Below are 15,171 nucleotides of genomic sequence, written 5' to 3'. Positions count from 1 at the left end.
TGGGAAATAGTATTTGCAAGGTTTGGAAGATATTTCTATTGAAAGGGACCTGCTTTTCTGTTAAAGTAGAAATAATATATTTTAGCGATTAAAAGTATTAACTTGCAATATATGGAAAGGTTGTGTTGATGATGAAAAATTTCAAGCGTATACTTGTAGCCAACAGGGGTGAAATAGCAATAAGGATCTTCAGGGCATGCAAGGAGCTGGGCATAAGGTCTGTTGCAATCTATACGGAGGAGGACAAGAATTCCCTCTTCAGGACAAAGTCTGATGAGGCCTATCAGATTGGCAGGAACAAGGGTCCTGTAACCGCATACCTTGACATTGAGGAGATAATTTCCCTTGCTGTGAAGAAGGGCGTGGATGCAATCCATCCAGGCTATGGCTTCCTGTCGGAGAACCCAGAGTTTGCTGAGAAGTGTCAGCAGGCAGGTATAGTCTTTATCGGACCCACTGCAGATATGATGAGGGCTCTAGGGGACAAGATCGCCTCCAAGAAGGTGGCTGAGTCTGTGGGTGTGCCTACAATTCCAGGAATCACCAGGGCTATAACATCAAATGATGAGGCGATTGAGTTTGCCCGGTATGCTGGCTATCCAGTAATGCTCAAGGCTGCCGCAGGAGGCGGTGGCAGGGGCATGAGGATAGTAAGGAGTGAGGAGGAGCTATTGAAGGCCTACTCCAATGCAAGGAACGAATCCCTCAAGGCCTTTGGCAGCGAGGACATCTTCATTGAGAAGTACCTTGAAAAGCCAAAGCATATTGAGGTCCAGGTCCTTGGTGATGGACAAGGAAACCTTGTGCACCTTTATGAAAGGGACTGCTCCATACAAAGGAGACATCAAAAGCTTATCGAGTTTTCACCTGCCCTTGCTCTGACTGAGGAGAAGAGGGATGAGATCTGTCAGGATGCCTTGAAGATTGCCGGCTCAGTGAGCTACCAAAGTGCAGGAACTGTGGAGTTCCTGGTTGACAAGGACAACAACCACTACTTCATTGAGATGAACCCAAGGATACAGGTTGAGCACACAGTGACCGAAATGACCACGGGAGTTGATATTGTCCAGGCTCAGATTCTTGTAGCCCAGGGTCATGAGCTATCCTCCGGGGAGATTGGAATCAGGAGTCAGGAGGACATTGTCCCAAGGGGCTATGCGATCCAGTGCAGGATAACCACAGAGAATCCGGGGAACGACTTTATGCCGGATACTGGCAGGATAGATGTTTACAGGACAAGCTCCGGAGCGGGCATACGACTTGACGGCGGAAACGGCTTTACAGGTGCTGTTGTCAGCCCCTACTACGATTCCCTTCTGGTTAAGTCAACATCATGGTCACGACATTTCCAGGATGCCATCAACAAGAATATCAGGGCAATAAAGGAGACAAGGATAGAGGGTGTGAAGACCAACGCGGACTTTCTCATAAACGTCCTTAACCACCCAACCTTCAGAAGGGGTGAATGCGACACAAATTTCATCCAGGACAACCCTGACCTTTTCGACCTGTCTGCAAGGACAAGCCATGAGCTTCAGGTTCTCAACTATATTGCCGACAAGGTTGTAAATGAGACAGGGGGCTTCAAGAGAGATTACGACGTTCCCAAGGTGCCGGAGACACCTTCAATCGATGGCCTGACAGGTACAAAGCAGATTCTGGACAGGGAGGGACCCGAGGGTCTTGTACAGTGGATAAGGGACCAGAAGAAGCTTCTTATCACAGACACCACCATGCGTGATGCCCATCAGTCCCTGATGGCAACAAGGATGAGAACCAAAGACATGAAGAAGGTGGCAAGGGCGACCTCATATATCGGAAGGGACTTCTTCTCCCTTGAGATGTGGGGAGGAGCGACCTTTGATGTCGCCTACAGGTTCCTGAAGGAATCACCCTGGGAGAGGCTTGACCTTATCAGGGAAAGGGTTCCAAACGTTCTTTTGCAGATGCTGATTAGGGGTTCAAACGGGGTGGGCTACAAGAACTATCCTGACAATGTTATCCGGGAGCTGATCAGGGAATCAGCCGACAGGGGAATTGACGTATTCAGGATTTTTGACTCCCTCAACTGGCTGGAGGGCATGGACGTGGCAATAGATGAGGTCCTGAAGACCGGCAAGGTCGCAGAGGGTGCAATCTGCTACACAGGTGATATTCTGGATGAGACCAGGGACAAGTACAGCCTGAAGTATTATGTGGACAAGGCAAGGGAGCTTGAGAAGAGGGGAATACACATACTTTCAATCAAGGACATGTCCGGACTTCTTAAGCCCTATGCTGCACACAAGCTTGTTTCTGCCCTAAAGGATGAAATTGGGATACCAATCCATATGCACACCCATGATACAACAGGAAACGGAGTTGCAAGCATGCTTCTGGCCGCACAGGCAGGAGCAGATATAGTTGATACAGCAATAAACAGCATGAGCGGCTTGACAAGCCAGCCTGCCATGAGCAGTGTTGTGGAGGCTGTGAGAAACACGGAAAGGGATACGGGAATATCCTCTGAAGACCTGCAAAAGCTAAACGACTACTGGGCAAATGTAAGACCGGTATATGAAAAATTCGAGTCGGACCTAAAGTCCAGCGCCGTTGAAATATACAAGTACGAGATTCCAGGAGGACAATACTCCAACCTTAAGCCACAGGTTGAAAGCTTCGGTCTGGGTCACAGGTTTGACGAGGTCAAGGAGATGTTCAGATCAGTAAACATCATGCTGGGGGACATAGTCAAGGTTACCCCTTCATCAAAGGCTGTAGGCGATATGGCAATATTCATGGTCCAGAACGGACTGACCCCTGAAAACATCATGGACAAGGGAGGGGATCTGACCTATCCTGACAGCATATTTGCATACTTCAAGGGTATGATGGGTCAGCCTGAGGGAGGCTTCCCTGAGGACCTGCAGAGGCTTGTCCTAAAGGGGGAGGAGCCAATTACCGTAAGACCTGGTACCCTTCTTGAACCCGAGGACTTCGAAGCCATAGGCAGCCTTCTCAAGAACAGCTACGGAAGGGAATTTGACCGGTCAGAAAGGGTCAGCTACGCACTCTATCCAAAGGTGTATGAGGATTATCTCAAGTACCTGGAGAAGGAGGGAGACTTTACAGAGATGGGCTCGGATGTTTTCTTCCATGGACTCAAGGAGGGGGAGACCTGCGAGGTCAAGATCGCATCAGGCAAGAGGCTGGTCATAACCCTTAACGAGATTGGAAGGGTTGGAGAAGACGGAATGAGAACCGTGGTCTTTGAGGTTGACGGAAACAGAAGGGAAATAAGGATCAAGGACAAGGAGGCCATCAGAAGGGAGTCGGTTGATTCTGTCCTTATGAAGGATGAGGATGACCCATATCAGGTTGGTGCATCAATCCCTGGTAACATCTCAAAGATTCTTGTAGGGACTGGAGATGTGGTCAAGGCAGGACAACCTCTTCTGGTTGTTGAGGCCATGAAGATGGAGACGGAGATCACAGCCTCCATGGATGGCCTTGTGGAAAGGATCCACGCTAAGGAACTTGAAACAGTAGCAGCAGGCCAGCTTCTTTTGGAGCTTAAGGCGAAGTAACAAACACTAGCAAACACTAGGGACGGTTCTTTTTGTTTTTCAAACACTAGGGACGGTTCTTTTTGTTTTTTGTTATAGATATGGCGGAAAATACAAAAAGGCTTATCACATAAAATGGTGATAGGCCTTTTTTTGCATGTAGAAATTATTAACTTTCGTTCTTGTAGAACTGTTTCTCAAGCAGTTCCCGGTCAACTGACCGAAGATGCAGGTCCTGCTGCGGAAATGGTATTTCAATATTGTTTTCCTTGAAGATTCGGAATATCCTGAAGTTGATGTTGGTCTTCACCTTGATCAGATCCCTTGGGTCAGAAACCCATACGAAGATTTCAAAATCAAGTGATGAATCCCCAAAGCCAACAAAGTGTACATAGGGCTTGGGCTCAAGGAGAACAGATTTATTTTCCTTTGCCTCATCATATGCAACCTTTAGTAGCAGTTCTCTGACCTGATCCGGATCAGAATCGTATGAAACCCCAACTGGAGCAACAAGCCGCATAAAGGGCGAGCCGAAGGATCGGTTTATTACGTGCTCCTCAAGAAAGTATGAGTTTGGGACAATTATATGCTCATTGTTCACTGAACGGATAATTGTTGCCCGCATATTGATTTGTTCAACATCTCCAATTATGTCCTCAACAATGACCCTGTCTCCGATTTTAATGGGTCTTTCAAATAGTAGTATTATTCCTGAAATGAAGTTTGAGGTGATATTCTGAAGGCCAAAACCGACACCCACACCAAGAACACCAGCAAATACTGTAAAGGCACTTAGCTGGATACCTACAGCGGAAGCTGTCATAAGTATTGCCACTATCATTATCACATAGTGGAACAGCCTGTTGAAGGTAAACTGGACTCCCTTGTCAAGTTGGTACCTGCTGTAGACATTTGGAAGGAATTGCTTTGTAAAGACCCTTGATATGTGAAATGCCATTGTGATAATAAGGAAGGACACAATCAAAAGGTTAAGGTTTATTCCAATGGAACCCAAAGTTATGAATGGATAGAACAACCAGTCAGAATTTTGGTAGTAGCTTAGGAAAAATATCAGAAATGCATAAAGTACAACCCAGTTTCCAAGCTGCGTATTGATTTCCTTTTTTCCAAGAATTTTGTTTAATAAAGGTCTGATAAATATTAGTGCAACTATAACTATTGCTGGAACCAAAAGATTGTCCATTAGGTAGGTATATAAAGAATCAAGCATAGAGGGCCTCCTTTTTAGGGTATGAGTACATTTTAATGGAAGGGGAGGGTGATTGCAAGGAAATGGAAATAATGAGATAAAACTTTGTATGAGATTTCTCGATGAAATATGAAGTAAACATGGAAAAACAACTAAAACCCCTGACAGGTCAGCCAAAGGTTTTCGAAACAATATAATTACAATAATTTGTGGTACTACTTCACATCAACGTTAAATATTCCACTCCTAATAAAGGCCATAATTTGCTCAATGGTTTCATCAGGAACTTCTCGATCTTCAAATATGACCCACTTTAATCCGATGAAGTTTGATATTCCCATTAGGCAGTATGCCAATGCTTCAGGATCCATTTCCTTCATTTCTCCTTCGGTTTGTGCTAATTTGATATTGGCAATATATCGTTCTGCAAATGTTTCATAGTAAGCCTTAAATATTTCAAAATCAACAAATTGGGACTCCCAAATAATTTTGTATAATCCAGTATGGCTTTGCACAAACTTAAAAAAAGATTTCATTCCTTGAAACTCAGCGTCATATCTTGTCTTACAATCCGTGGATTCCATTTTTATTTGTTTTCTCAACTCTTTGCTTAAATCATGAATGAGGTATTGAAACACACTTTTTTTGTCGTTGAAATATATGTAGAATGTTCCAGGTGCAACGTTTGCTTCTGATGTTATATCGTTGATACTGGTGTTATAATATCCCTTTTCACTGAACAGTTTCTCAGCTGAATCACAAATGTTTTTTAAGGTTTCAAGACCCCTTTTCGTTTTTGGTTCATTAGCCAGATACATGGCAAACTCCTTTCTTATCTATAATTTTTTATGATATCAAATGGGCGATGATTTAGCAAGAAAATGGAGCAAAAACATGAAACATGAATCAATATTCATAAAACTCTTGACAAAACAATATCGCGGTGTTAGATTAAAGTAAAGAAAAATTTTTAATCCAAACATGAAACATGATTCATGTATCATGTTTGGAACAAATTAAGGAGGGTGTCTATGGATATTCAAGGTAAGAGAACAGGAATCATCGTAACAATTGCCCTATTATGGGGAGCCATATCTGTATTGGGATGGTATGAAATGTATATGCCAGGATTGTATTTGGGAGTCTTGTTGATGTTTCTGCACATGGTATTGGGAGTTTCGGTGAATCACAAGGTGTCAAAGAAGTTCTTGATTTTTCCCTTGATACCGTGGGCAGTTGTGTGGGTTATTAGTTTTTATCTTTCTAACATGCATGCAAACATTTTCACAGGAGTAATGCCAAACTTCACTATACTTGGCTTCCATCCTTCGTTTAGCTGGACTGTCTTACTATATTGGATTGGTGGAATGTTAACATTGACATGGGGATTTATACTATATAAGGATGAATGGCTTTCATCATCTGAATGGGATGAATTCAAGAGAAAAGTAGAACTGATCGATCAAGGACAAAAGGGAGGTAGGTAGTATGACCACTGCTGTTAAGGTAATGATAATAGGTTTTTCATTCGCAATGCTTTTGGTTTCTCTTCTAATAGGACTTTGGGCCAAAAGAAAGGTTAATACAGCAAAAGAATATTTTGGTGGGACAGGATTGTTTGGTCCGGCAGCTGTTGGTTTATCATCCACTGCAGCTGTAGCAAGTGCCTTTGCATTGGTAGGGGTCCCAGGGCTATTATATTCAACTGGAAATGCAATGAATTTTTGGATGCTATCTTCTGCAGCTTTTGCCATGGCATACATAATACTCGGTAAAAAGATTAGAGCAATGGCTGAGATAGGAGAAGTGGCTAGTTTAGGAGATATTTCGGATTTGAGATTCAATAATAACAGATTAATCAAAGGTCTTATGTCTGTTATTATATTTCTAGGATGTATTGCTTACCTGGCAGCACAGATAAAAGCGGGATCCGAGTTATTCAACAACCTACTGGGCTGGAGCCCTATTGTTACAGGCTTTATAATATTTGGTGTTTTAACGGTTTATACAGCAATAAGTGGAGAAGTGGGAGGATTGTTGACACAGGCATTTCAAGGGCTTGTAATGGTGGTTGCAGGCTTGATAATCATAGTGTCATTCTTTGTTATAACAGGTGGATTTGGGAATGTACTTGAGGTTGTTTCAAATGCGGGAACTATTACTGCAGGAGATGTTTCGAAATCCTTTGGACCTGATTTTATGAATGCATGGGGAATTTTACCGAAATCCGTAGCGATGGCATGGGTAATAATACCCATACTTGGTACTGTTGGACAGCCTCAGGTTCTTACGAGAATGTATGCATTGAAGGATCCAAAAGATATGCCTAAGCTAGGTCTATATGCGGGATTAGCACATATGGTAGTTGGATTCTTTGCCCTAGTGGTGGCATATGGTGCCCTTTATCTTGTTGGAACAGGAAAGATTGATCCTTTGGCAGTTGCGGACAATGCAATTTTTGCCTATGCTGACTACCTTGGGCTCTATGCTCAGTTATTTGTATATGCTGCAGTTTTGGCAGCAGCGATGTCATCTGCAAGCATGTTTCTTACTCTATCAGGCAATATTATTGCCAGGGATCTACCAAGTGCATTTGGGAAAGAGTTCAAGAGTGAGGAAAAGCAGATGAAGGTTGCTCAAATCACTATTTTCGGAATAGGGATACTTTCCATACTTTTCTCATTGACAAGTGCTGAAATGGTTGCAATTCTAGGAACTTTCGGATGGGGAACTTTAATGTCCGGTACATTCCCTGTATTTATAATTGGCCTTTTGTGGAAGGGTGCAAACTCTAAGGGTGTGACAGTAGGATTATTGCTTTCATTGATTTTGAATGTAGCATCATTGATGGGCATGACCTGGCCTGGAGCATTGCCCTGGTACGTTAATGTAATTGCTATATCAATCTTGGCTACAGTTACCATATCGCTTTTTACAAAGGAAGATCATATGGATGAGAAGCTAGATCTTGTAATGGACCTGTAGAAAAGGTCTCAAAATATTGATAAAATCATATTATGTATATAGGTGAAGATAATCTGCATCTTCACCTATATGAAATATAAAAACTTAAAATATGGAGGATCAAAATGAAAATAATTGGATTAAATGGAAGTCCAAGAAAAGGCGGGAATACTGGATACCTTGTTAATTACGCCCTGGAAAGACTAAGTGATAAAGGTGTAGAAACTGAATATATAGACCTCATCGATTATAGCATTGGACAGTGCACAGGTTGCTATAAATGTGTTGAAGCAAAGAAATGTGTGATCGAGGATGACTTTATGGAGATATTTGAAAAGATGGTTGATTCTGATGGATTCCTTTTAGGCTCGCCATCTTATCATTCATCCATGACACCAATGCTAAAGGCTGTTCTTGACAGGGCTGGCTTTTCGGGGAGATGGTATGCAAATGACATGAAAAGCAAAGCAGAATCCTATCAGTGGAAAGGCAACGCATTTTCCGGGAAACTGGTTGCGCCTGTAACAGTTGCAAGACGAGCAGGTCAAAATTTCACCTTCGCTCAAATATTATTGTGGGCTACTGCTAATGATTGTATAATTCCAGGATCTACCTATTGGAATGTTGGTGTTGCAGGAAAAGGTGGTGCTATGGATGCAGATGAAGACGAGGAAGGTAAGGGGATTTTGGATAATTTGGCAGACAACTTTGAATACATACTGAAGAAATTAAACAAGTAGGGAGTGAAAGATTTGATTAACAAAGGATGGGTTGGAAATTACTCATATTTTAGATCGAGAATTACACCTGATAAGGAAGCAGTGTATGACATTGATAGTAATAGACGTTTTACGTATCATGAATTGGAAGAACGTGCTAATAAGCTAGGTAATCATCTGTCCCATGACCTTGGGATAAATAAGGGTGATAGAGTTGCTGCAATTTCAAGAAATAGGGTGGAGCTTATTGATTTATACTACGCCACTGCGAAGACAGGGACAATATTTGTACCATATAACTCAAGATTGTCTGACAAAGAGTTAATTGAACTGATAAGGTTGGAAAGCCCAAGAATATTGTTTTATGAAGGAATATATTCAGAAAGCATTAAGTCTGTAGCAGACCAAACTGATATTGAATATTTAGTCTGTCTTGACAATGCTGATGGAGTTGATCAGTATGATGAAATCATGATTTCTGGTAACCAGTCTGAGATCTTTTGTGATGAGCTGGATTTTGAAGATATTCATATGATTATACACACTGGAGGCACTACAGGACTTCCAAAAGGTGGAATGCTGTCCCATAGAGCGTTGCTTTTCAACTCAATGAATGAAGTTATAACATGGGGAGTATCTCACTCGGATAGTGCACACATATTATTGCCACTTTTTCACACAGGAGGCTGGAATCTATTAACTTTGCCAATCCTTCATGCAGGTGGCAGGATTATCTTAAATAGGCAGTTTGATCCAGAACTGGCTCTTAGGATTATAGATAATGAAAAACCAACCTTTATATTTGGTGCTGCCACAATATTTAGGATGATGATTAACACTGATTCCTTTGCAGATACTGATTTTTCTTCTGTCAAATGGGTTATGGCAGGGGCTGCACCAACTCCAATTAATATTATGGAGAAGTTCTGGGAAAAGAAAGTCCCGTTTGTATTGGGATACGGAATGACAGAGGCAGGTCCCAACAACTTAACTGCTCCTGCAGAATTTATGAGCTTTAGTGACATGAGAGATAAGTTTGAATCAGTCGGTAAGCCTATGTATTTCACATTAGCCAAGATAGTTGACGACAGTGGGAATGCGGTCCCGGATGGAACTCCAGGCGAACTAATTTGGAGTGGCCCTCAGATATTTTCAGGTTATTGGGGAAATCCAGAGGAGACAGAAAAGACCTTGGTGGATGGTTGGGTGTACACTGGAGATATGGCGGTAAGAGATAAGGATGGATATTATTATATAGTCGGTAGAAAGAAAAATATGTATATAAGCGGTGGGGAAAATGTTTTTCCACCAGAGGTAGAGACGGAAATTTATGAGTATCCTGGTATAAATGAGGTTGTTGTAATAGGTGTGAAGGATGAGAAATGGGGAGAGGTAGGCAAGGCTATAATCTCATTAAAGAAAGATGCAAACGTTGAGATCTCAGATTTGCGTAATCATCTTGAGAAAAACCTAGCTAAATATAAAATCCCCAAATACTACAAAATAATTAATGATATTCCTAAGAATAATGTGGGAAAGGTAATGAGAAATGAGGTAGAGAGATTGTATGGAAGCAGCGATAATAATTGATTGAGGGTGAGATTATGAAGAATGTCAATATAGGGATTGAAAGTATTGGAATTTATGTCCCTGAGACAATTCAGGATTATAGATATATTGGTAAGGAAAGCGGGATACCTGAGGATGTTATACTAAATAAATTTGGGATTAGAGGAAGGCATAAAGCTCTAGAGGATGAAAGTGTTTCTGACATGGCAATAAAAGCATCCATAAAGGCCCTTGGAGATACAAATCCCCAAGATATTGATTTGGTTGTGTATTGTGGAAGCGAATACAAGGATTACTATCTTTTTAACCTTGCTGCTAAGGTTCAGGAATCCATAGGTGCAGTTAATGCGAATGCATTTGAAATACATTCATTATGCTCAGCTGGAGTTTATTCACTAAAGGTTGTTAAAAGCATGATGAGGGATGATGAGAATATTAATACTGTTTTATTGGTCACATCCTCTAAAGAAACTGACCTTGTGAACTTTAAAAATGAAAGATCAAGGTTCATGTTCAACTTTGGTGATGGGGCCGCAGCAGTGCTGCTTCGAAAGGGATTAAACAGAAATATTATTTTGGAGACCCATATGGTCACTGATGGGAGATTTGCTGAAGATGTAGCTTGTTACAATATAGGAAGCAAGGCGTTTCATAATGATGGATGTAGTTGTAATGAAATAATGCTGGATGTTAAGGACCAGAAAAGCATGAAGGATAGGCTTGATCCAGTATCATTGAAAAATTTCTATACTGTCATAGATAATTCATTGAAAAAAAGTGGCTACACAAAAGAAGAGGCCAATTATATTGCTCCAATATTCATGAAAAAATCTATGTTGGATGAAATTCTAAATGAATACGGTCTAACTGAAGAAAATTCTTTTATACTGCAGGATTACGGTCACTGCCAATCAGCGGATGCATTTATTTCTATTGTTGAAGGGATAGAAAATGGTAGATTGAAAGAAGGGGATGTAACTGTGCTTTTGGGAGCTGGAACTGGTTACACTTGGGCCGCCACAACTGTACTCTGGGGAGAGGTAGTATTAGATCAGTAATGGAAAGAGGGATAGGATGAAAAGGTTAGAAGGAAAAATTGCAATTGTTACAGGAGGGAATAGTGGAATCGGTAAATGCATCTGTGAAACTTTTTCAAGGGAAGGTGCTAGGGTACTTAGCTATGATCTTAAGGAGTTACCTTATGAATATGATAATGTTGAGGGATTCATTGGGAGTGTTACAGATAGAAACAGGATAGTGGAACTAGTGGAGTATGTTATGGATGAGTATGGGAAAATTGATATACTTGTGAATAATGCAGGAATTACCAGGGATGCCCTAACCCATAAGATGACAGAGGAAATGTGGGATAATGTTATCGAAATAAATCTTAAAGGAACATTCAACATGGGACAGGCGATTGGGCCTTTGATGATGAAACAAGGAACTGGCTCAATTGTAAATATTGCATCTGTGGTAGGTGAATACGGAAATATCGGTCAAATAAATTATGCAGCGACAAAATCTGGTGTTATTGGCATGGCAAAGACTTGGGCTAAAGAGTTTTCAAGAAAAGGTGCAGCTGTAAGATGTAATGTTGTAGCACCGGGATATACAATGACAGACATGATGAAGACAGTTCCGGAAACTGTGCTAGGTCCAATCAAGGAAAAGACCATGCTTAATAGACTTGCTCAACCACAGGAAATAGCCAACGGTGTTCTTTTTCTGGCTAGTGATGAAGCTTCCTTTGTAACGGGACATGTTCTATCGGTAAATGGTGGTTTAAGATTATAATAAATAGAGTGAAAGGAATAAACCCTTTGGAAGTATTAATCCGAAGGGCTTATTTTTTTCTTGCAATACACGAAGAAATTATGTAGAATGGACACAAGAGGAAAATGTAAACGGTTACATTTGAAACGGAGGCATATTATGAAGGTTACAATAAGAGATGTTGCCACAAGGTGCGGAGTGTCAGTGGCAACGGTATCAAGGGTTATAAATAACAGTGACCAGGTGACAGCCGAGACAAAGAAAAAGGTCCTAAAGGTTATCGAGGAGCTTGGATTCATTCCAAACACAAATGCCAGAGGGCTTTCCACCAGGAGCACAAATACAGTTGGGATAATTGTTCCAAACGTCTCGAACCCATTTTTTGGGGGGCTTATCCAGGGAGCGGAAAGGGCAGCCAGCGAAAATGGCTATCAGATAATCATACTTAATTCAGGATACAGCAGGGAAAAGACCCTTAAGGACATAATGGTCCTTCAAAGCAGGGATGTTGACGGAATAATAATGTCAACTGCTGATATTGATGAGAAGACCCTGGATTATCTCCATGACAACCAGATTCCCTTTGTTCTTATGGGACCGGTACAATACAGGTATCCCGTCAATTACGTTTCAGTGGACAATATGGAAGGGGCCAGGATGGCAGTTCAGCATCTCATAGACCTGGGGCATGAAAAAATTGCATATTGTACAGAGAAGCATGACAACTATCTTAACCAGCTGAGATATGATGGCTACAGAAAGGCATTGACATCAAATGGGATAGAGGTTGATCAGCGCATGTACTTTGAGAATGACGTTGAAAAAAATGTAGCCAGAATGCTTCTTGAAGAGAAGGGTAAAAGACCGACTGCAATATTTGCATTCAATGACAATCTTGCTCTTTCATATATGGAAGTCCTGGAGAGGAATGGAGTAAGGATTCCCGAAGACATGGCTGTTGTCGGATTTGACAACATCAAGTTTGCATCATACTATGCAATACAACTTACAACCATAGACAACAGACAGGAAGAGTTTGGCAGAGAGGGATTTGAGATTCTTATGGAGATTCTTAAGAATGATGGCAAGAAAACCCAGCAGATCATAACAAAGCCCCAGCTTGTTGTGAGAAAGAGCTGTGGGAGCAAATAATTTTTTCGAAATCATGTAACCGGTTACAAAACCGGGTAGGAAATATTAATCCTTAAGGTAGGTGAAATAGATGAATTTGACAATTTTGGCATTGATCACAGGACTTGTGGCAGGCGGGGCATTTACGCTCCTAAAGCTGCCTTTACCGGCACCGCCGACATTGCCAGGAGTGGTGGGAATAATTGGAATTTTTCTTGGAGCAAAGATAGTTGAATTTTTAAAATTCTAGACAAAGATAATGCGGATGCTAATAATAAATAATATTGCAAGGAGTGTTGATTATGGATCAATTATTGAGGGATTACGTTGAAAAGCTTAAGAATGATGACCTGCTTCTGCCTGCATGGTATGAGGCTGGAAAGATTGTTATGCTTGACCAGCTTAAGTTACCTAAGGAAGAATACATTGAGCTTGAGGACATGGAGGGCGTAGCAAAGGCAATCAAGGATATGGTTATCAGGGGTTCTGGAGCAATCGCCCTTGCAGGGATATATGGAATCATCATGGCTACCTTCAGCAGTAAGGGTGATGCTGAAGAGATCAGGAAGGCCGGAGAATACCTTAAGGCGACAAGACCAACAGCAGTCAATATGCACAAGACTGTTGACATGCTTTGCAAGGATATGGGTGGCTTCAGTAAAGATGAGCTGGTCCAGGAGATGCAGAAGCGTTCTATCGACATTATGGAGAAGCAGCTTGATGTGGAAAGAAGAATAGGTAAGGCTGGAGCCGATCTAATCAAGGACGGAGAGACAATCCTTACAATCTGTCATGCCGGAGGAGTCGCTGGGTTTGGATTCGGGGGAAGAACCCTATCGGTATTCAGGACTGCAATAGCCCAGGGAAAGAACATAAAGGTCATCTCCTGCGAGACCAGACCATACTTCCAGGGAGCCAGAATAACCGCTTGGGAGCTGAAAAAGCTTGGAATTCCAGTTGTCCTGATCACGGACAACATGGTTGGTGCAATCGCACAGAAGGGTATGTTTGACAGGGTGATCACAGGCTCTGACAGGCTAGCAATCAATGGAGACACTGCAAACAAGATTGGAACCTACATGATTTCACTTGTTGCAAAGGCTCATGGGATACCTTTCCACATATCAACATCCAAATACAACATTGACCTGAACGCCAAGAGTGGAAAGGACATTGAGATAGAGATGAGAGACAGCAGTGAGGTTACAATGATAAACGGGGAAAGAATAGCAGCCGAGGGTGTGGAGGCGCTTTATCCCGGATTTGACATCACACCTAATGAGAATATCACTGCAATAATCACTGAAGTGGGAGCATTGGAAGGGCCATTTGTGGAGAAGCTGACCAAGCTGGCCCAAGAGGCTTAGATATCACGAAGCCATCTTGAAATAGAGGAGGAGTTTAAATGTCAGAGAACAATAATTGGAACTCGCAGGCAGAAAGACCTGAACTGGAAGGTAGACTTCAGTATCACATAAGATGTCGTCCAGGGGATGTGGCAGAAACCGTGCTTCTTCCCGGAGACCCAGACAGAGTGCCAAAAATGTCAGAGCTTTGGGATGAATCCCGTGAAATCGCAGCATATAGGGAGCATGTTACCCATACTGGAAAGATTAGGGGAATGGATATTTCAGCATGCTCAACTGGAGCCGGTGGAGGTTCAACAGCAAGTGCCCTTGAGGAGCTTGCGGAGGTTGGTGCAAAGAAATTCATTAGGGTTGGTACCACATCGGCTATACAGCCACATATCAGACCTGGTGACCTTATCATTTCATCCGGGGCTGTAAGATACGATGGCACGAGTGAGAACTATGTGAACCTAAACTATCCTGCAATAGCGGACTATGAGGTGGTCGCAGCATTGGTCGAGGCCTGCGAAAGGCTTGGACTAACCTACCACGTGGGGATAACGGCAACGGCTGCATCCTTCTTCTGCGGACAGAACAGGCCTGGCTTTGGTGGCTACAGACAAAGCTGGTTTGAGGACAGATACCAGGACCTTAGGGCAGCCAATGTTGTAAACTACGAAATGGAGGCAGCGACAGTCCTTACACTTTCAAGCCTGTTCAAGATCAAGGCGGGAGCAATATTCGCCGTTATAGGCAACAGGGTCACTGATGAATTTGTCTACGGCGGGGTTGAGAAGAGCATAGCTGCAGCCACGGAGGCTGCAATAATCCTCGATGAATGGGAGCAGCTTAAGAAGGCAAACAACAAGACCTACTGGCATCCATCACTTGGTAAAGATAAATAGGAG

General features: G+C 42.2%; 13 protein-coding genes. 11 read left to right on the top strand and 2 right to left on the bottom strand.

The window, feature by feature from the left end:
• The first annotated feature begins 131 nt into the window (after positions 1 to 131).
• A complete protein-coding gene (locus tag ACKVDP_RS02040; protein WP_409227128.1) occupies positions 132 to 3,566 on the top strand; it encodes a pyruvate carboxylase in 3,435 nt (1,144 codons plus the stop codon).
• 148 nt (positions 3,567 to 3,714) lie between these two features.
• On the opposite strand, the gene ACKVDP_RS02035 is transcribed toward ACKVDP_RS02040, so the two are convergent.
• Positions 3,715 to 4,776, bottom strand: coding sequence for a mechanosensitive ion channel family protein (locus ACKVDP_RS02035; RefSeq protein ID WP_409227127.1), 1,062 nt, complete (start codon positions 4,774 to 4,776; stop codon positions 3,715 to 3,717).
• A 194-nt stretch (positions 4,777 to 4,970) separates the two neighbouring features.
• Positions 4,971 to 5,573, bottom strand: a complete 603-nt coding sequence (locus ACKVDP_RS02030; RefSeq protein ID WP_409227126.1) for a TetR/AcrR family transcriptional regulator — start codon at positions 5,571 to 5,573, stop codon at positions 4,971 to 4,973.
• 213 nt (positions 5,574 to 5,786) lie between these two features.
• Between ACKVDP_RS02030 and ACKVDP_RS02025 the strand changes: the two genes are divergently transcribed.
• The 10 genes from ACKVDP_RS02025 to ACKVDP_RS01980 all read left to right on the top strand — a co-directional run bounded on the left by ACKVDP_RS02025 (position 5,787) and on the right by ACKVDP_RS01980 (position 15,168).
• Entirely contained in the window at positions 5,787 to 6,242 is a 456-nt protein-coding gene (locus tag ACKVDP_RS02025; RefSeq protein ID WP_409227125.1) for a hypothetical protein, read from the top strand.
• Position 6,243: 1 nt separating this feature from the next.
• Positions 6,244 to 7,740, top strand: coding sequence for a sodium:solute symporter family protein (locus ACKVDP_RS02020; protein ID WP_409227124.1), 1,497 nt, complete (start codon positions 6,244 to 6,246; stop codon positions 7,738 to 7,740).
• Positions 7,741 to 7,844: 104 nt separating this feature from the next.
• Positions 7,845 to 8,459 (top strand): flavodoxin family protein, encoded by a 615-nt coding sequence (locus tag ACKVDP_RS02015; protein ID WP_409227123.1) that lies wholly within the window; start codon positions 7,845 to 7,847, stop codon positions 8,457 to 8,459.
• Between the two features lie 12 nt (positions 8,460 to 8,471).
• Positions 8,472 to 10,028 (top strand): AMP-binding protein, encoded by a 1,557-nt coding sequence (locus tag ACKVDP_RS02010; RefSeq protein WP_409227122.1) that lies wholly within the window; start codon positions 8,472 to 8,474, stop codon positions 10,026 to 10,028.
• Between the two features lie 14 nt (positions 10,029 to 10,042).
• Entirely contained in the window at positions 10,043 to 11,065 is a 1,023-nt protein-coding gene (locus ACKVDP_RS02005) for a 3-oxoacyl-ACP synthase (protein ID WP_409227121.1), read from the top strand.
• 16 nt (positions 11,066 to 11,081) lie between these two features.
• Complete coding sequence (gene fabG, locus ACKVDP_RS02000) at positions 11,082 to 11,804, top strand: 3-oxoacyl-ACP reductase FabG (RefSeq protein WP_409227120.1); 723 nt, start codon at positions 11,082 to 11,084, stop codon at positions 11,802 to 11,804.
• A 138-nt stretch (positions 11,805 to 11,942) separates the two neighbouring features.
• On the top strand, positions 11,943 to 12,935 hold the full coding sequence (locus ACKVDP_RS01995) for a LacI family DNA-binding transcriptional regulator (protein WP_409227119.1): 993 nt from the start codon (positions 11,943 to 11,945) through the stop codon (positions 12,933 to 12,935).
• Positions 12,936 to 13,005: 70 nt separating this feature from the next.
• Positions 13,006 to 13,164 carry a XapX domain-containing protein gene (locus ACKVDP_RS01990; RefSeq protein WP_409227118.1) on the top strand — a complete coding sequence of 53 codons (159 nt, stop codon included), beginning with the start codon at positions 13,006 to 13,008 and terminating at the stop codon, positions 13,162 to 13,164.
• A gap of 52 nt (positions 13,165 to 13,216) precedes the next feature.
• Positions 13,217 to 14,281: an S-methyl-5-thioribose-1-phosphate isomerase gene (gene mtnA, locus ACKVDP_RS01985; RefSeq protein WP_409227117.1), complete on the top strand. Its 1,065-nt coding sequence runs from the start codon at positions 13,217 to 13,219 to the stop codon at positions 14,279 to 14,281.
• Positions 14,282 to 14,319: 38 nt separating this feature from the next.
• A complete protein-coding gene (locus tag ACKVDP_RS01980) occupies positions 14,320 to 15,168 on the top strand; it encodes a nucleoside phosphorylase (RefSeq protein ID WP_409227116.1) in 849 nt (282 codons plus the stop codon).
• Positions 15,169 to 15,171: the final 3 nt, after the last annotated feature.

The sequence above is a fragment of the Gudongella ferriphila genome, assembly GCF_046224405.1.
Classification (GTDB): Bacteria; Bacillota; Clostridia; order Tissierellales; family Tissierellaceae; genus Gudongella.
This window is presented reverse-complemented; position numbering and strand designations above follow the sequence as displayed.